18 protein-coding genes are annotated in these 16918 nt (G+C 64.4%); 10 read left to right on the forward strand and 8 right to left on the reverse strand.

What is annotated here, in order from left to right:
• The first annotated feature begins 87 nt into the window (after positions 1–87).
• Complete coding sequence (locus tag HYR72_25720) at positions 88–1095, forward strand: polysaccharide deacetylase family protein (GenBank protein ID MBI1818395.1); 1008 nt, start codon at positions 88–90, stop codon at positions 1093–1095.
• Between the two features lie 4 nt (positions 1096–1099).
• Here HYR72_25720 and HYR72_25725 read toward each other — a convergent pair whose 3' ends face one another.
• From HYR72_25725 to HYR72_25750, 6 genes are all read right to left on the reverse strand, one after another.
• A complete protein-coding gene (locus tag HYR72_25725; GenBank protein ID MBI1818396.1) occupies positions 1100–1486 on the reverse strand; it encodes a DoxX family protein in 387 nt (128 codons plus the stop codon).
• 18 nt (positions 1487–1504) lie between these two features.
• Positions 1505–2749 (reverse strand): phosphotransferase, encoded by a 1245-nt coding sequence (locus HYR72_25730; GenBank protein ID MBI1818397.1) that lies wholly within the window; start codon positions 2747–2749, stop codon positions 1505–1507.
• A gap of 39 nt (positions 2750–2788) precedes the next feature.
• Positions 2789–3928 (reverse strand): thiolase family protein, encoded by a 1140-nt coding sequence (locus tag HYR72_25735; protein MBI1818398.1) that lies wholly within the window; start codon positions 3926–3928, stop codon positions 2789–2791.
• A 7-nt stretch (positions 3929–3935) separates the two neighbouring features.
• Positions 3936–4358, reverse strand: coding sequence for a Zn-ribbon domain-containing OB-fold protein (locus tag HYR72_25740; protein MBI1818399.1), 423 nt, complete (start codon positions 4356–4358; stop codon positions 3936–3938).
• A gap of 62 nt (positions 4359–4420) precedes the next feature.
• Positions 4421–4828 (reverse strand): hypothetical protein, encoded by a 408-nt coding sequence (locus HYR72_25745; protein MBI1818400.1) that lies wholly within the window; start codon positions 4826–4828, stop codon positions 4421–4423.
• 1 nt (position 4829) lies between these two features.
• Entirely contained in the window at positions 4830–5141 is a 312-nt protein-coding gene (locus HYR72_25750) for a hypothetical protein (protein ID MBI1818401.1), read from the reverse strand.
• Positions 5142–5260: 119 nt separating this feature from the next.
• On the opposite strand from HYR72_25750, the gene xerC reads away from it, so the two are divergent.
• The 9 genes from xerC to HYR72_25795 are packed head-to-tail and all read left to right on the forward strand — an operon-like array spanning position 5261 to position 13734.
• Positions 5261–6172: a tyrosine recombinase XerC gene (xerC, locus tag HYR72_25755; GenBank protein MBI1818402.1), complete on the forward strand. Its 912-nt coding sequence runs from the start codon at positions 5261–5263 to the stop codon at positions 6170–6172.
• A gap of 28 nt (positions 6173–6200) precedes the next feature.
• Entirely contained in the window at positions 6201–6803 is a 603-nt protein-coding gene (gene hslV, locus HYR72_25760) for an ATP-dependent protease subunit HslV (protein MBI1818403.1), read from the forward strand.
• The gene (gene hslU, locus HYR72_25765; protein ID MBI1818404.1) at positions 6800–8164 is read left to right on the forward strand and encodes an ATP-dependent protease ATPase subunit HslU; all 1365 of its coding nucleotides are present in this window, start codon (positions 6800–6802) and stop codon (positions 8162–8164) included. The genes hslV and hslU overlap by 4 nt, the downstream gene beginning before the upstream one ends.
• Before the next feature lie 28 nt (positions 8165–8192).
• Complete coding sequence (gene argB, locus HYR72_25770) at positions 8193–9137, forward strand: acetylglutamate kinase (protein ID MBI1818405.1); 945 nt, start codon at positions 8193–8195, stop codon at positions 9135–9137.
• Between the two features lie 8 nt (positions 9138–9145).
• Positions 9146–10354: an aspartate aminotransferase family protein gene (locus tag HYR72_25775; GenBank protein MBI1818406.1), complete on the forward strand. Its 1209-nt coding sequence runs from the start codon at positions 9146–9148 to the stop codon at positions 10352–10354.
• Entirely contained in the window at positions 10351–11277 is a 927-nt protein-coding gene (gene argF, locus HYR72_25780) for an ornithine carbamoyltransferase (protein MBI1818407.1), read from the forward strand. The genes HYR72_25775 and argF overlap by 4 nt, the downstream gene beginning before the upstream one ends.
• A gap of 23 nt (positions 11278–11300) precedes the next feature.
• A complete protein-coding gene (locus HYR72_25785; protein MBI1818408.1) occupies positions 11301–12518 on the forward strand; it encodes an argininosuccinate synthase in 1218 nt (405 codons plus the stop codon).
• 48 nt (positions 12519–12566) lie between these two features.
• Complete coding sequence (locus tag HYR72_25790) at positions 12567–13037, forward strand: zinc ribbon domain-containing protein (GenBank protein ID MBI1818409.1); 471 nt, start codon at positions 12567–12569, stop codon at positions 13035–13037.
• Entirely contained in the window at positions 13030–13734 is a 705-nt protein-coding gene (locus HYR72_25795; GenBank protein MBI1818410.1) for a hypothetical protein, read from the forward strand. The genes HYR72_25790 and HYR72_25795 overlap by 8 nt, the downstream gene beginning before the upstream one ends.
• Before the next feature lie 271 nt (positions 13735–14005).
• On the opposite strand, the gene HYR72_25800 is transcribed toward HYR72_25795, so the two are convergent.
• Positions 14006–16366: a molybdopterin-dependent oxidoreductase gene (locus HYR72_25800; GenBank protein MBI1818411.1), complete on the reverse strand. Its 2361-nt coding sequence runs from the start codon at positions 16364–16366 to the stop codon at positions 14006–14008.
• A complete protein-coding gene (locus tag HYR72_25805) occupies positions 16363–16881 on the reverse strand; it encodes a helix-turn-helix transcriptional regulator (protein ID MBI1818412.1) in 519 nt (172 codons plus the stop codon). Before HYR72_25805 ends, HYR72_25800 begins: the two co-directional genes overlap by 4 nt.
• Between the last annotated feature and the right edge of the window lie 37 nt (positions 16882–16918).

Below are 16918 nucleotides of genomic sequence, written 5' to 3' on the forward strand. Positions count from 1 at the left end.
TAGCATCGCCGCGATGAATCGGACGCGGCACGTACTCTCACGCACGGCGGTCCATGCGCGTTGCGACGGGCTCGTCATGCGATCGAGATGAACTACGAGACACTGAAAGCCCTCCCTGGTGTTCGACCGGCGGTCTACCGGATCCGCCGTTGGCGCGACTGGATCAGTCCGGGAGCGGTCATCCTCGCCTATCATCGCATCGCGGAGCCGGCGTGCGATCCGCACGGGCTCACCGTATCGCCGCGCGAGTTCGCCGAGCAGATGGAAGTCTTGCGGCGGTACGCGCGACCGATGCGCCTGCACGATGTCGTGAATCGGTTGAACGGGCGTTCGCTACCACGGGACGCTGTCGCGGTCACACTCGATGACGGCTATGCCGACAATCTGCACGCGGCCAAGCCCATCCTTGAACGTTTCGACATTCCCGCCACCTGCTTCGTGACCACCAGCGCCATCGATAGTCCGACAGGATTCTGGTGGGACGAAGTGGCTCGTGCGTTCTTGCAGCCGACTATCTTACCGCCGCAACTGTGTCTGACCATCGGCGGGCGTGATTACAGGTGGAGCTTGGATACGGCGCCGATTGCAAACGCACGTGCACACACCTTTCAGGCCGTGCGGGAGCTGGTGCGCGTCGCCGCGCACGATGAGCAACAGCGCGTACTCGCCGAGCTGCGCGCTTGGTCGGGCGTGCCCGCAGACTCCAACAGTGACGGCTGCACGCTCACGCTCGCGGAGCTGCAGCAACTCGCTGCCGGCGAACTGGTGGAGATCGGGGCCCACACGCTGACCCATCCGGTGCTGTCGACGCTTGCCCCCGACGCGCAACGCGCCGAGATCGCCGGCAGCAAGCACCAGCTTGAGCAGTGGCTGGGACGCCCGGTGACCAGCTTTGCGTATCCATACGGCGGCGCGTTGGCCTTCAACGCGACATCGGTGACCGCCGCGCGCGCGGCCGGCTTCACGTCTGCGTGCGTGCTCGACGCGCGACGCGCCCGCCGCGGCGCCGATCCGTTTCGGCTCTCACGGGTGATGGTCAGCGGTACTCGAAAATGGACCGGTGATCAGTTTGCGCGCTGGTTGCAAACGCGCTGAACGCTCAACCTGCCCGATTCGGCCGCGTGTACCACCACGCCCACGCGATCAGCACGCCTTGCAACGGCAGCCGCACCCAATTGAGGATGCCCGCACCCTCTGGCGCACCGAACAGCGGCACGTTGTTGAGCGCGATGTGCAGGTTGGCGGGAAACACCGCGATCAGCAGCAGGATCGTCGCCCACGCGGCCAACACGCGAGTGCGCGGAATCAACACACCGACGCCGCACACGACTTCGGCGACACCCGACAGGTAAATGAGGAACAGATGCGCCGGCAGATACGGCGGCATCATCGGCATGTACGCATCCGAGTTCCGAAAGTGCATGACCCCACCGCCGATGTAGAAGATCCCCATTAGCCACAGCAGAACGAGTTTGAGTATGCGCATGACGCGCTTGTAGTCGGGTTAGCCGACGGAAGGCAATCGCAGGACTTCATCGAGGGCGCCGAGCGAGTCGAGGTCCATCACGGCGTGGCTGCTGCGGGCCAAGCCCGCGCGCACGATGGGTTCCACTTGCAAAGTGGCCGCGGCAGCAGTGACCACCGTAGCGATCCACGTATACAACGCGTGCAGCCGATACTGCTGCCACGCGGTTTCGGGGTCGGGGCCACTCACGCCGTGCTCCGCCAACGTCGACAGGTAGAGCGCGATGAGATCGCGTTGATGCGCGCGGCGCAACTCGGTCGGGACAGAGTTGATCACAAAGTAGGCCACATCGCGCATGCCCTGACCCCGCTGCACCACTTGCCAATCCAAGAAGCCGGCCGTTCCCGAGGAGAAGTAGAGGTTACCGACGTGCGCGTCGCCGTGAATCACGGTGAGCGGGCCGTGCGCCCACGCGTTCTCCAAGCGAGCGCGCGCCGCCGCGATCCGTCCCGTCGCCGCCTGCAGTTCGCGCGGCACCAGATCGGGAAATCGCCGAATGCCGGGCCGCATGGCGAGCGCGCACAGACAACGCTCGACCCGCTCGTTCGGATTGTGGTCGCGCGATTTCAGCCACGCGAGATCACCGTTGAAACGCGGACTGTCCCACAAGTGCGCGTGTAGTCGCGCCAGGGCTTGCATGACGACGCGGGCGTCATCGAGGGTCAACGCTTGCGCCACGGTCGTGAAGCGCACCGCACGTGCGCTGAGATCTTCGAGGACCAAGATGAAGCGTTGGGCGCGGCCCTGGCTATGGGCGTAGAAAACCCGCGGCGTGTCGACCGGCAGCCAAGCAGCCACCTGCCGATAGAAGGCGACTTCGGTTGCACCGAGCCGCATGAGGTTGACGAGGAGTCGGGTCTTGAAGTCGGCGGGCGCCAGCTTCACGAACAGCGACGCGGGCGGCGGGTCGCCCGAACCGAGATCATCGTACGTGACCGCGAGACGAGCTCGATCCGTTGTCCCCGCATCGGCCGCGATCTGCTCCAACGAGCGGACCCGGCATCCGGGGAAGTACGGCTGCAAAATACGCGTGAGCCACCCCGGAGTGATACTGGCAGCGTGCGCCGGAATGTCTGAGGGATCTCCGCGCCATCTCAACCGCTCCGCGGCCAGCCAGCAAGCCTCGCGCAAAACTCGGCCAGTCGCCACCAACGCGTCGCGCACGCGCCGACCGTAGCAGCAGACGGCGATGATGTAGAGGGCGAGACGCCCGCTGGTAACCAAATCAGCGGACCTCGGTCGGGCCGACGGGGCGAGTAATCCTCAGGTCCGCCGCAGAATCACAACGCACGCATTCGCGCCGCGGCCGACGGTGTGCGCGAGTGCGATGCGCGCGTTCGGAATCTGTCGAGGCCCCGCCGTACCGCGCAGTTGCCAGGTCAACTCGACGATCTGGCCGAGCGCCGAGGCGCCGAGCGGTTCGCCTTTCGAGAGCAGGCCGCCGCTGACGTTCACCGGCAATCGCCCGCTACGGTCGGTGACGCCGTCAGTGATCCATTGACCGCACTCGCCGCGTGCGCACAACTGCAGCTCCTCGTAGGATTGCAGCTCGCGGCCCGATTCGGTGTCCTGCAGCTCGACAACATCGAGATCGTCTGGGCCAAGACCGGCTGCCGCGTATGCCGCGCGCGCCGCCAACTCCGTCGGCGAGGTTACGTCGTCATCGATGAGCCCACATAACGGCGTGTGCTCACCCAGCACGTTGCCCGGTAGATGCGAACGCAGCGCAGCGCCGGCAACGACGACTTCTCCAGGCGCACCCGTCGCTGGCCGCAGCACTACCGCGGCCGCGCCTTCGTTCGGCGAGCACAGCATGTAGAGCGTGAGCGGATCGCACACCATCGCCGAGTTGAGCACCTGCTCGACGGTGAAGGGCTTGCGAAACATCGCATACGGATTGTCGACGCCGTGCCGATGATTCTTGACCGATACCTGTGCGAGTTGCTCGCGCGTGACGCCGCTCTCCGCCATCAGGCGCTGGGCGCGCAGCGCGAAATAGGCGGGCGCCGGGCTGAGGCCTATCTGTTCCGCCCAGGGTTCCCAGAACGACGAGCGAATGATGCCACGCGGCATCTTCTCCATGCCGAACGTGAGCACGCAGTCGCATTGTCCCGAACGAATCGCCTCGACACCGAGTTGCAGCGCGGCGCCGCCGCTGGCGCAGCCGGCCTCGATGTTCATGATCGGCATGCCGGTGGCGCCGATTGCGGTCAGCACCCGATGCCCGGCGGCGACACCGGAGTAGACCGTGCCGCAATACCCCGCCTGCACGCGTGTGCGCTCCACACCGGCATCCTTGAGTGCGAGCTGCACCGCCTCAACGCCGAGGTCGACCACGCTCTTGCTGTCGAACCGCCCGAACGGATGGAGGCCGACCCCAACTATGGCAACGTCGCGGCTCATGGTGCCCTCACCCCTGCCCTCTCCCAGAGGGCGAGGGAGTCACCGGCTCAAATGCGTAGCTGAGGACTTCGCGGGCATCGTCGTCGGTGAACAACGGTGCGATGCGGAGACGAACCGGCATGCCGATGCGCAAGGCGTCGAGCCGCGCTTCGGTCAATGGGCTGATGATGCGCACACCTTCGGGGAGCTCCACGACGCCGAAGCCATACGGCGCGGTGCCACGAAAGCCCGGCGGCGCGTTACGCACAACAGTGTAAAGGTAGAGCGTGCCGTGTTCGCTCAGCGGGACGGCCACGCAATCATCGGCTGCACAATACGGGCAGCTCGATTGAGCGGGAAAGTGATAGCGCCGGCACACTTCGCAACGTCCGCCCAGCAAGCGCGGCGGATCAATCGAGAACAGCCCGGCACGAATCGAAACCTGCTCCATCACCACTCACGACTCACGCTTCACTCTTCACGATTCACCGCTCACGATTCACGTCTCACGCCTCACTCAAACTCATCGAAGTTCGCCACCCGCCAGCCGTCCGCTTCCTTGCGCGTGGTCACCAGCCATTTGCGGGTGAAGGTGCCGGCATCGTCGACACGGATGGAGCCCTCGAACATGAACGACACGCGATCCGCGCCCTCTTCCTTTTTCTCCAGCAACGAGTAGTGAACATGCGGCTTGCGAGTGGTCTCGTCGATCACCTGACCGCTGGTCAGCCGTTGCTCTTCTTCCACCTTCGCCAGCGCCGGTCCGACGCAGAACGGCCGTGCCGCCGCCAGATCTATATTGACATAGTGTGCGTCCACGAAGCGCTCGGCCGTACCCTGCGGAGTATCGGCCCCCGCGCGGCAGCCAGCGAGGGCCGTAATCATCACCATGACAACGCCCGTGGTGGCAGCAGGCATCATTCTATTTCTTCCCGAACAGCGCATCCAATTTCGCCCGCGCATCGGCACCGGGTGACGACCCGACGCCTGCGGGGCCAAGGCGAAATGCAAAATACTCGCAGAAGTTGCCGGCCACCTTGTCGACTTGCCGCTCGGCTTGCGTCTCCAGACAATCGTTGTGCGAGCCGGGCGCGTAGAAGCGGCAATTGCGGCAACAGTGCAGATCGGCGCCGCACTGCAGGCAGGCATCGCGACGGCCGATCCGTTCGAGCCGGCCGATGTCGTTGCCGCAGCGGTGGCAGAGCCGTTCGCCCGCGGTGACCGCTTCACGCACCACGCGTCTCCGCAACTGTCGAATCAAGAGGCCCTGTCGTTCCCGCCATCTTCCTTGCTTTGAGACGCCGGGTTGATACCATACGGTCGCAGTCGCTCACAACGAGACGAGCGTGTGAAATGTTGAAGCAGATCGACGAATTCGAGCAGGCCCTGCGTATCGAGCGCAACGCCTCACCACACACGGTGCGCAACTACGTCAGCGACCTGCGCCAGTTCCGCGCCTTCTTGGCGGAACAGCACTTGTGTGGCGCGTCGGCCGACACCGATGCCGACGTGCGGCAACTCGACCAAGCTGCGATCCGCGCCTATCTCGTCGAGCTGTTGCAACACACGCGCAAGAGTTCCGCCGGACGCAAGCTGTCTGCCGTGAAGACCTTCTGCCGCTTCCTGCGCCGCCGCGGCGTGATCGATCACGATCCCACCGCGGGGATCCGCACGCCCAAGAAGGAGCAGCAACTGCCGGTTCACTTGACGGTCGACGACATCTTCCGGCTGATCGAAGCGCCGTCGACGGTGACGCCCGACGGCTGTCGCGACCACGCGATGCTGGAAGTGATCTACTCGGCCGGGTTGCGCGTGAGCGAACTCGTGTCGCTCAACTGGGACGATATCGATCGCGAGCTCGAGTTGGTGCGCGTGCGCGGCAAAGGTGGCAAAGAGCGCATCGTTCCGATCGGCACGAAGGCGTTGGCGGCGTTGGATACCTATCGGGCGCGACTCGGCGAGCTGTGCCGCGCGCACCTGTTCGATGCGCAGGCGGTGTTCCTCAATCGCCGCGGCCAACGCCTGACCACCCGCAGCGTCGGTCGCGTGGTCGAGCACTACATCCTCGCCGCCGGCATCGCCACCAAGGCCAGCCCGCACGCGTTGCGCCATAGCTTCGCGACGCATCTGCTCGGCGCCGGCGCCGATCTGCGCGCGATCCAGGAGCTGCTGGGCCACTCCAGCTTGTCCACCACGCAGAAATATACGCATCTCAACCTCGACCACCTGATGGCGGTTTACGACAAGGCGCACCCGCGCGCCTGAGCGCGTCGCGGTCGAGGGGATCGAAGCGATGGCCAATCCATCTCGGAGTCGCGGTGTTTCCACCGATCACAGTCGCAGTGTTTCCGCCGACAGCGAATCGCGCATCCGCAGCACCACCATTCTCGCTCTCAAGCATCAAGGCACGGTGGTGATGGCGGGCGACGGCCAGGTCAGTCTCGGTAACACAGTAATGAAGTCGACAGCGCGTAAAGTGCGCCGCATCTACAACGGCCAAGTCGTCGCCGGCTTCGCCGGATCGAGCGCGGATGCGTTTACGCTGTTCGACAAGTTCGAAAAGAAGTTGGAGCAGTACAACGGCAACCTAACGCGCGCGGCGGTCGAGTTGGCCAAGGACTGGCGCACCGATCGCGTGCTGCGGCGCCTCGAAGCCTTGCTGATCGCCGCCAATCGCGACGCCATCCTGGTCTTGTCGGGTAGCGGTGATGTGATCGAGCCCGACGACGGGGTGATCGCCATCGGTTCGGGCGGCAACTACGCCTTGGCCGCCGCGCGCGCGCTGATGGCGCACTCGCCGCTGCCGCCGCGGGCGATCGCCGAGGAAGCCATGCGCATCGCCGCCGGCATCTGTGTGTTCACCAACACCAACTTCGTAATCGAGGAACTGACATGAGCACCATGACGCCCCGAGAGATCGTCTCGGAGCTCGACCGCTACATCGTCGGCCAGCGCAAGGCCAAACGCGCGGTGGCGATCGCCTTGCGCAACCGGTGGCGGCGGCTGCAGGTGCCGGAAGAACTGCGCGACGAGATTGCGCCGAAGAACATCATCATGATCGGTCCGACCGGCGTCGGGAAGACCGAGGTGTCGCGTCGCCTCGCCAAGCTCGCGCAGGCGCCGTTCCTCAAGGTCGAGGCCTCCAAGTTCACCGAGGTCGGTTATGTCGGCCGCGACGTCGAGTCGATGATCCGCGACCTCGCCGATCTCGCCGTCAAGATGGTGAAGGAAGAGGAACAGGAGAAGGTGCAGGTCCGCGCGCGCGATCTCGCCGAAGAGCGGCTGCTCGACTTGTTGCTGCCGCCCGTGCACGGCGATCGGCGCGTGCAACCGATGGGCAACGCCACCGACGCAATCGACATCACCGACGACAGCGCCGGCGCCACGCGCGACAAACTGCGCCGCATGCTGCGCGACGGCAAACTCGACGACCGCGTCGTCGAGCTCGAAGTCAGCGCCAGCGCGACGCCGATGATCGAGGTCTTCACGCCGCAGGGCATGGAAGAGATGGAGTTCCATCTCAAAGACATGTTCTCCAATCTGATGCCGAAGAAGACCAAGAAGCAACGGCTGCCGGTGCGCGATGCGCTCACCTTCCTCACCCAGGAAGAGGCGGGCAAGCTGGTCGACATGGATGCCGTCCACAAAGATGCCGTGCGGCGGGTGGAGCAGACCGGCATCATCTTCATCGACGAGATCGACAAGATCTGCGGCCGCGAGCACGCCGGTGGTCCCGACGTCTCGCGCGAAGGCGTGCAACGCGATCTGCTGCCGATCGTCGAAGGCTCCACGGTGAACACCAAGTACGGTATGGTGCGCACCGATCACATTCTGTTCATCGCTTCGGGCGCGTTCCACATCTCGAAACCGTCGGATCTGATTCCCGAGTTTCAGGGACGCTTCCCGATTCGCGTCGAACTCGATCCGCTGACGCAAGACGATTTCGTGCGCATTCTTACCGAGCCGCAGAACGCGCTGGTCAAGCAGTACGTCGCGTTGATGGCGACCGAGAAGGTTCACCTGGTTTTCCGCGACGACGCGGTGGCGGAGTTGGCGTCCATCGCCGCGCGCGTCAACGAGCGCACCGAGAACATCGGCGCGCGGCGGCTGCACACGGTCGTCGAGCGGCTGCTCGATCAAGTCTCCTTCGACGCTCCGGAACTCACCGGCAAGGAGATCATCATCGACGCCGCCTACGTGCGCGACAAGCTCGAGGAGGTCGTCAAGGACGAGGACCTCTCACGCTACATCTTGTAGACGGAGATCGCTGCGGAGCGAACGCCAGATGCAGAACTTGATCCAGAAGGCCGAGACCCTGCTCGACGCCCTGCCCTTCATTCAAACCTTCGCGGGCAAGACGTTCGTCATCAAGTACGGCGGCCACGCCATGGTCGACGAAGAACTGAAGGCGAGTTTCGCGCAAGACATCGTGCTCCTCAAGTTCGTCGGCATGAACCCCGTGATCGTCCACGGCGGTGGCCCGCAGATCGGCGACATGCTCAAGCAGCTCAACATCGAATCGACGTTCGTACGCGGCATGCGCGTCACCGATCAGGCCACGATGGACGTCGTCGAGATGGTGTTGGTCGGCAAGATCAACAAGGAGATCGTCACCCTGATCAATCGCCACGGCGGCCGCGCCGTCGGTCTTTCCGGCAAGGACGGCGATCTGATTCTCGCGCGCAAGCTGAACGTGACAGTCGAAGAGGAAGGCAAGCGTTCGCGGCTCGACGTCGGCCTGGTCGGCGAAGTGCGCGCGATCAATCCGATGGTGATCGAGTCGCTCGACCGCAGCAACTTCATCCCGGTGATCGCGCCGGTCGGCGTCGGCGACAAGGGCGAGACGTACAACATCAACGCCGACCTGGTCGCCGGCAAAGTCGCCGAAGCCTTGCACGCGGAAAAGTTGATTCTGCTCACCGACGTCGACGGCATCCGCGGCGCCGATGGCGCGGTCATGCCCACGCTCGATGTCGAGCGCGCGCGCCAATTGATTCAAGATGGCACCATCGGCGAGGGCATGATTCCGAAGGTCGAGTGCTGCGTCGAGGGCTTGCGCGGCGGTGTGAAGAAGACGCACATCATCGATGGCCGCGTGAAGCACGCCTTGCTGTTGGAGATCTTCACACGCGAAGGCGTCGGCACCGAAGTCGTCCGCACGCTGCAGCGCGGCGCGACGAAACGGCGCGTGAGTTCTTCCCCCTCTCCCTCTGGGAGAGGGCTGGGGTGAGGGCGGTCATGACGAATCGAGACATCATCGACCTCGGCGCGAAGTACCTCTTCCAAATCTACCCGCGCGCCCCGCTGGCGATCGTGCGCGGCGAGGGCTGCCGCGTGTGGGACGCCGATGGCAAGTCGTATCTCGACTTCTTCGGCAGCACCGTCGTGGTCAACCTCGGCCACTGCCATCCGAACGTGACGCGGGCGATCACCGAGCAGGCCAACACGATCCTGCACGTCTCCAACTTGCACCACAGCGCGCCGCAGGCGCAGTTGGCCGAGCGCTTGTGCACGCACTCGTTCGCCGATCGCGCGTTCTTCTGTAACAGTGGCGCGGAAGCCAACGAAGCGGCGATCAAGCTGGCGCGCAAGTTTGGCGCCGATCATGGCGACGGCCGCTACGAGATCGTCACCATGCTCGGCTCGTTCCACGGCCGCACCATCGCCACTATCGCGGCCACCGGCCAAGAGAAGGTCCGGCACGGTTTCCAACCGCTGCCGCAGGGCTTTCGCTACGCACCGTACAACGATATCGCCGCCGTCGAAGCCGTGGTGACCGATCGCACGATCGCCATCATGCTCGAACCGGTCCTCGGCGAAGGCGGCATCATCGCCGCGACGCCCGAGTTCATGAAGGCCGTGCGCGAGCTGTGCAATCGTCGCAACCTGTTGCTCATCCTCGACGAGGTGCAGACCGGGATGGGGCGACTCGGCACGTTGTTCGGCTACGAACTCAGCGGCATCACGCCGGACATCATGACGCTCGGCAAAGGGCTGGGTAGCGGTGTGCCGATCGGTGCCATGCTCGCCACCGAGCGCGTCGCCCCGGCGTTCTCGGTCGGAACGCACGGCACCACCTTCGGCGGCAATGCGCTCACCTGCGCGGTCGGCATCGCGGTGGTCGACACGCTGCTCAACGACGGCGTGCTGGAGAACGGTCGCGCGATGGGCGAGTATCTGCGCGAGGGCTTGCGTCGGCTGCAGCGGACGCTGCCGATCATTCGCGACGTGCGGGGGCACGGCTTGCTGGTGGGCGTCGAGTTGGCTCAGCCCGGCGCCGCGATCGTCGATCGCTGCCGCGCGGCCGGGCTGATTCTGAATTGCACCGCCGACAAGGTGCTGCGCTTCACCCCGCCACTGATCGTCACGCGCGACGAAATCGACGAGGCGCTGGCCATTGTCGAGCTGGCGCTTCGACCTGCCGAAGCACAGGCGTTGCCATCATGAAGCGCGACTTCCTGTCGCTTGCTGACTTACAGCGCAGCGAGATCGACGAGATCCTCCATCTCTCCGCCACGCTCAAGCGCGACCTCAAGGCCGGCAAGCGCCCGCCCCTGCTCGCCGGCCAATCGCTGGCCATGATTTTCGAGAAGCCGAGCCTGCGCACGCGCGTCACCTTCGAGGTCGGCATGACGCAGCTCGGTGGCTATGCGGTGTACTTGGCACCGAAGGACGCTCAGCTCGGGGAGCGCGAATCGGTCGCCGATATCGCGCGCAACCTCGAGCGCTGGGTCGATTTGATCATGGCGCGCACCTTCGCCCACGACACGCTCATCGAATTGGCCGGTCACGCCGGGGTTCCGGTCATCAACGGATTGTCGGACCTGCTGCATCCGTGTCAGGTGCTGACCGATTGCTTCACGCTCATCGAGAAGCGCGGCCGGCTGGACGGGTTGCGCATCGCCTTCGTCGGTGACGGCAACAACGTGGTCAATTCGTGGATCAACGCCGCCGCCAAGCTCGGCTTTCGCTTCGCGCTCGCGTGCCCGCCGGGTTACGAACCGAATCGCGCCGTCCGCGACGCGGCGATCGCCGGCCGCGCCGACGTGCAGATCACCCACGATGTAGCCGAGGCCGTACGCGGTGCGGACGTGATCTATACGGACGTGTGGACCAGCATGGGCCAAGAGGCCGACGCCGAGCGGCGGCGGCGCGACTTCGCCGGTTATCAGGTCAACGCGGCGGTCTTGGCGCTGGCGCGTCGCGACGCGTTGGTGATGCACGACTTGCCGGCGCACCGCGGCGAGGAAATTACCGACGACGTGATCGACGGACCACAATCGATCGTCTTCGATCAGGCCGAGAACCGCCTGCACGTGCAGAAAGGCATCATGGTGTGGCTCAACGACAAGCGGCCGAAACATAGATGAGACAGTCCAAGGTCTAAAGTCCAATGTCCAAGGTCGAAGAGAAGCCTAAGAAAATAGTGCTCGCCTATTCGGGCGGGTTGGATACTTCCGTCATCCTCGGCTGGCTGATCGACACCTACGGCGCCGAGGTGATCGCCTTCTGCGCCGATCTCGGCCAAGGCGATGAGCTCGCACCGGTCGAAGGCAAGGCCAAGGCCGGCGGTGCCAGCAAGATCTTCATCGAAGATCTGCGTGAAGAGTTCGTCCGCGACTTCGTCTTCCCGATGTTGCGCGCCAATGCCGTGTACGAAGGCACCTACCTGCTCGGCACCTCGATCGCGCGGCCGTTGATCGCCAAGCGCCAGATCGAGATCGCCAACGCCGAAGGCGCCGACGCGGTCGCCCACGGCGCCACCGGCAAGGGCAACGATCAGGTGCGCTTCGAGCTGACGTACTACGCGCTGCGACCAGACATCCGGGTCGTCGCCCCGTGGCGCATTTGGGATCTCAACTCGCGCTCGAAGCTGATCGCCTTCGCCGAGTCGAAACGGATTCCAATCCCGGTCACCAAGGAGAAGCCGTACAGCACCGATCGCAACGCGTTGCACATCAGCTACGAGGGCGGCATTCTCGAAGATCCTGCCAAGGAACCGTACGAGGACATGTTCCTGCTCACCGTGTCGCCCGAAAGGGCACCGGACAAGCCGGAGTACGTCGAGATCGAATTCGCGGCGGGCAACCCCGTGAGCATCAACGGCGAGCGACTGTCACCGGCGACACTGCTGGCGCGGCTCAACACCATCGGCGGCCGCAACGGCGTCGGCCGCGTCGATCTGGTGGAGAATCGCTACGTCGGGATGAAGTCGCGCGGGGTCTACGAGACGCCAGGCGGCACCATCATCCACGTCGCGCATCGGGCGCTCGAATCGATCACGCTCGATCGCGAAGTGCTGCACCTGCGCGACTCGCTCATCCCGCGCTACGCCGAGATGGTCTACTACGGCTACTGGTTCGCGCCCGAGCGCGAGATGCTACAGACGATGATCGACGAAGCGCAGCGTCCCGTCACCGGCACGGTGCGACTCAAGCTCTACAAAGGCAACGTCATCATCGCTGGCCGCACGTCGCCCAAATCGCTCTACGATCCGCACGTCGCGACGTTCGAGGAAGACTCCGTCTACCGCCAAGCCGACGCCGAAGCGTTCATTCGCTTGAACGCGCTCCGGCTGCGCATTCGCGCGCGAGTGAACAAGAAGCCTTGAACGATCGGCTTACTTGACCCTGCGCGTGACATACGAGTAGACAATCGCGTGGCGTGTTGCTCAGCTTGTAATCACGATAGTCCCACGGGTTCGAAGTTCTGCCCGGAGTGCGGCACAGCCCTGGGAGAGCACTGCGCTCAGTGCGGCAGCGACCTGCCGGCGAGTGCGAAGTTTTGCAATCAATGCGGCGCTGTCGCGGGTGCGTCCGGTGTAGGGGTGACGCATGCGTCACCCTCCGCTGCACGCGATGGCCCCAGTGACGACGGACGGGCGAGGCATGCCTCGCCCCTACAAGATGAAGCAACCCCTGCGTCTTCAGGCGAGCGGCGCCAACCCACGGTCATCTTCTCCGATCTCGTCGGCTCCACCGCGCTCAGCACGCAGTTCGATCCCGAGGAGTGGCGCGAGATTGTGTCGCGTTGCCAGCGCGCTACAACAGCCGCCGTGCAAGAATTCGGCGAGCATCATGCCAAGAACCTCGGCGATCGGGAAGAGCTAAGGAACGGACGCGATGAGTAAGCGCCCCCAGGCGACGAGCGATGGCACCCCGCCAAGGCAAAGCGGCTGGAGCAAGATGTCTGCGGTGGCCGGCTTTCTCGCGCTGTGCCTCTCCGTGTTCACGCTCTACGAGACTTGGCTGCGTCCATTCGATCCGATCTTTGGCGTTGGCTACATGGTCTTCGACAAACAGTCACCTCGTACAGCCATTGAGATCTCTCTTACAATCACGAATCGCGGCGCCGTAGGAGGATCGATCGACGAGTTTGTCATCACCCTGCAACGTGCCGAGGATCGATACCCCCAGTGGCTCTATGAAGGGGACATCCTGATCGACGAGGCTGCGTACTTGTGTCGTCAGAAACTCTATGACGCCGACACGACAGACGAAAAACAGCAGACGGCGACGTGTGGAGGATATGAGAAGGAGAGTTTTCGGCCGGTCTTCCTCTTGGGCAGACAGCAAACGTCGATGGCGATGCACTTCTTTCCTCGAACAACCTCACACTTCCCCGCAATTGCCGGCGGAGTTTCGAACGGAACGTATCTGTTGAAACTTCTCGCGCGAATCGACGGCGACAAGACATACAAGGAAGTTTTCAGTCATCCCCTCACTGTCAACAGTCGGACGTTCATCGCTTCCAAGCCCTGCGAGGAGCCGCTTGTTACGTTGTCGCCCGCTACGCCCGCTCCGACTTTAGGTCGCCGCTGGTGGTAACGCCTGCGTGTCATGGCGATATCCGCTCACCACGCCGGCAACCGCACTACCAGAGCAGCTTCGCCAGCGCCTCCTCCCGGCCTTGCAGACGTCTGCAACGTAGCCGCGCGCCCTATGGCGTTCGATCCGCTGCCGCAGCGGCTCCGCGCAAGCAGCCCCACCTCACTGCCGCTTCAACTCAATCCGCAGCACATGGTACGGGTGCCTCGCGACGTCGAGAGTCAGATCCAGGTCGCCGCCGCGGCTGAGGCGGCTCGACACACATTGGCTGCTACTCCACCCGCTCGATGCGGCAGCGCACATGGCGATGGTGCGGCACGCCGGTGAACGGATCGCGATCGGCGGTGTCGGTGAGTTCGTTGGAGTTGGCGCCGTCGACGTTCATGCGGCCGTCGGCGCCCGACATCATTCCGAAACCGTTGGGCATCCAGACGTGACCATCGAGTAGCTTGGCGTCGATTTGCGCCGGCAACGTCACCGCACCGCGACGCGTGCTGATGCGCACCGAGTCGCCGTCGCGCAGGCTCAGGCTCTTGGCGTCGCTTGGAGAGAGATTGAGGGCGCAATGCGGCCCGCGGCCTTTGCGCCAGCTCGGATCGCGTTGAATCGTGTTGGCCGTCCAGCGCGTGCGCAACCCGGCCGCGAGCACGAACGGATAGCTCGCATCCCGCGACGGCGCTGTGTCCACCGCTCGGCCGAGCTCCTTGAGCATCGGCGCGGGCGCCAGTCGCACGCGCTTGTCGTCGAAGCCGATGTGGTCGGTGAAATTGGTTTCAGTGGCGACGCGCGCGATCTCGACGCCTTCGGGGTGCGCGAGAATGCGGCGAAAGAGTTCGGACGCAATCTCGAACGGATTCTTGCCTTGCCACTCGACGCCCAGCGCGCGCACCACGCTGTCACCGCGCAGCATGGCGTTCAAGTGCGCTACCATCCAAAACGCCGCCAGCGACGGCGCCGAGAGCAGCGGACCCAGCGTGCGGTACGCCCAGAACAGCATCTGGTTCGACGGGTCGTGTCCGCGCGGTTGCTCGGCAGCGAGTTGCTGCAACGCGCCGAGAAACATCATCCCTCCGTTTGGTTCCAACGCCTCCGCGGCAAGCTCGTGCAACTGCGCCGGCGGCGTGCCGAACAGATTCATCGCCTCGGCGAGGCGCACGTAGATCTCGGGTTCCGGCAACGCCTCGGTGGGCCCGGGAACGACGGGCGGCCGGACTTGCACGTCCACTTGCGGGTAGCGTTTCGGAAAACCGGCGAACTCCCACTTCTCGTAGCCGACCGGGGTGGGCAATACATAGTCCGCAAGCAGCGCGGTCTCGGTCATCGCCGGCTCGATCACCACTAGCAAATCGAGTCGCTCGCGCGCGGCGCGCCAGGCGGCGGTGTCGGAGTAAGAGAGAAATGGATTCGAGCCCTCGACGATCAACGCGCGCAGTCGCTGCGGATGATCGACCATCACTTCTTCCGGCACTAACGTCGGCGACATCATCCCAAAGTTGCCGATCGCGCGGATCGCCGGAATGCCCGACGCCAGCGCGCGTTCGGGTTCGCTCACCCGCGCCGGATCGAGCACGGCCGGCGCAAAGGTCTCCATGAACACGTTGCCACCGGCGCGTCCGAGATTGCCGGTGACCGTCAGCAGCACGCGAATCAGGTACGAAATCAGCGTCGAGAACGGTGTCTGCTCGACGCCGAGATCGAAGAAGATCGACGCCGACTCGGCGGTGGCGAAGCCGGTGGCGGTTTCGATCAACGCATCCACCGCGATGCCGCAGCGTGACGCCATCTCGTTCACGTCGACCGACGCCAGCGCGGTCCGCAACGCGTCGAAGTCGGTCGTGTGGTCGCGGATGAATGCCTCGTCCACCAGATTCCGTTCCACGATCACAGCGGCGAGCGCGAGCAACAGATACGCATCGGTGCCCGGCTGCACGCGCAGATGACGCGTCGCCGTGCGCGTGGTTTCGGTTTCGCGTGGATCGACGACCACCAGCGTGCGCGAGAGATCGTCGCTGAAGTGTTTGAACGTATCGGTGGCGTTGTGACCACGGTTGCTGATTTTCGGATTGGTTCCCAGCACCAGCATGAAGCGCGTGTGCTCGGCATCGGCGTGGAGCCAGGCCGCTGGCGAGGCATTGAACATCCACTGGTCCATCAAGTTGTGCTGCGTCTTCTCCTGCGCGAAGGCGTTGAACCACTTGCGTGAGCCGAGGCCGCGCAAGAAACCAATCGCATAGGGACCATCCAAGTGGTTGGCCTGGCCGCCGACGCCGACCAAGGCGATAGCGCGCGGCGAATGGCGCGTGCGGATGTCGTCGAGCTTGGCGGCGATCTCGGCGATCGCGACATCCCAAGTGATGCGCTCGAAACTGCCGTCGGCCTGTCTCTTCAAGGGATGGACGACGCGCTGCGCGTGCTCGACATAGTGCGCGATGCTGAAGGCCTTGTTGCACACATAGCCTTCGGTAATCGGGTTGTGCTCGTCGGCCCGCACCGCGGCGATGCGACCTCCCTTCACATCGACGCGCAGTCCGCAGTTGTGACTGCACAGCACACACACGGTCGGCAGATCATCCGCATCGAGCGGCAACGGAGTGCGGGAGACGGAGCGATCGACCACTTGCGTCTGACTCATCGTGAACTCCTTTGTGTGGCGGCGCGGTGCGTACGCGCCGGCTGACGGTTGCGACGGGAGAGCGCGCGTAGCGCCGGCCCGGGTTGTGCGGTCACATCGCGCGCGCTGAGCGCCGCGCGACAGTGCGGGCAGGTGAACGCCGGGGTCATCACGTGGCCGCAGGCTCGGTGGACCAATTCGATCGGCGCGCCGGCCTTGCCCGCCATCCAGCGATCACCCCATCCAACCAGCGAAACGATTACAGGATAGAGGTCGCGCCCCTTGTCGGTGAGGCGATACTCGAAACGTTCGGGTCGGTCCTGATAGCGCGCGCGCTCAAAGATGCCGTGCTCGACCAACTTCGAGAGTCGATCCGCCAAGCGATGGCGCGTCATGCCGAGATGGGTTTGGAAGTCTTCGAAGCGACGCGTGCGCAGGAAGGCGTCGCGCAAGATCAACAGGGTCCAGCGATCGCCCACCACCGAGAGGGTGCGCGCTACCGAGCAGGTCAGGTCGCCGATGTCACGCCAACGCATGGCTACGTTCCAAAACGGAACGGACTATAGGAGCGTG

This window comes from Deltaproteobacteria bacterium, from assembly GCA_016178705.1.
In the GTDB taxonomy this organism is placed as follows: domain Bacteria; phylum Desulfobacterota; class Binatia; order HRBIN30; family JACQVA1; genus JACOST01.

What these genes read in the sequence shown, in the direction of transcription:
- HYR72_25720 (MBI1818395.1), top strand. Translation starts at nt 88, where the DNA reads ATGAACTACGAGACACTGAAAGCCCTCCCTGGTGTTCGACCGGCGGTC.
- HYR72_25725 (MBI1818396.1), bottom strand. Translation starts at nt 1,486, where the DNA reads ATGCGCATACTCAAACTCGTTCTGCTGTGGCTAATGGGGATCTTCTAC.
- HYR72_25735 (MBI1818398.1), bottom strand. Translation starts at nt 3,928, where the DNA reads ATGAGCCGCGACGTTGCCATAGTTGGGGTCGGCCTCCATCCGTTCGGG.
- HYR72_25740 (MBI1818399.1), bottom strand. Translation starts at nt 4,358, where the DNA reads ATGGAGCAGGTTTCGATTCGTGCCGGGCTGTTCTCGATTGATCCGCCG.
- HYR72_25745 (MBI1818400.1), bottom strand. Translation starts at nt 4,828, where the DNA reads ATGATGCCTGCTGCCACCACGGGCGTTGTCATGGTGATGATTACGGCC.
- xerC (MBI1818402.1), top strand. Translation starts at nt 5,261, where the DNA reads ATGTTGAAGCAGATCGACGAATTCGAGCAGGCCCTGCGTATCGAGCGC.
- hslV (MBI1818403.1), top strand. Translation starts at nt 6,201, where the DNA reads ATGGCCAATCCATCTCGGAGTCGCGGTGTTTCCACCGATCACAGTCGC.
- hslU (MBI1818404.1), top strand. Translation starts at nt 6,800, where the DNA reads ATGAGCACCATGACGCCCCGAGAGATCGTCTCGGAGCTCGACCGCTAC.
- argB (MBI1818405.1), top strand. Translation starts at nt 8,193, where the DNA reads ATGCAGAACTTGATCCAGAAGGCCGAGACCCTGCTCGACGCCCTGCCC.
- HYR72_25775 (MBI1818406.1), top strand. Translation starts at nt 9,146, where the DNA reads ATGACGAATCGAGACATCATCGACCTCGGCGCGAAGTACCTCTTCCAA.
- argF (MBI1818407.1), top strand. Translation starts at nt 10,351, where the DNA reads ATGAAGCGCGACTTCCTGTCGCTTGCTGACTTACAGCGCAGCGAGATC.
- HYR72_25785 (MBI1818408.1), top strand. Translation starts at nt 11,301, where the DNA reads ATGTCCAAGGTCGAAGAGAAGCCTAAGAAAATAGTGCTCGCCTATTCG.
- HYR72_25795 (MBI1818410.1), top strand. Translation starts at nt 13,030, where the DNA reads ATGAGTAAGCGCCCCCAGGCGACGAGCGATGGCACCCCGCCAAGGCAA.
- HYR72_25800 (MBI1818411.1), bottom strand. Translation starts at nt 16,366, where the DNA reads ATGAGTCAGACGCAAGTGGTCGATCGCTCCGTCTCCCGCACTCCGTTG.
- HYR72_25805 (MBI1818412.1), bottom strand. Translation starts at nt 16,881, where the DNA reads ATGCGTTGGCGTGACATCGGCGACCTGACCTGCTCGGTAGCGCGCACC.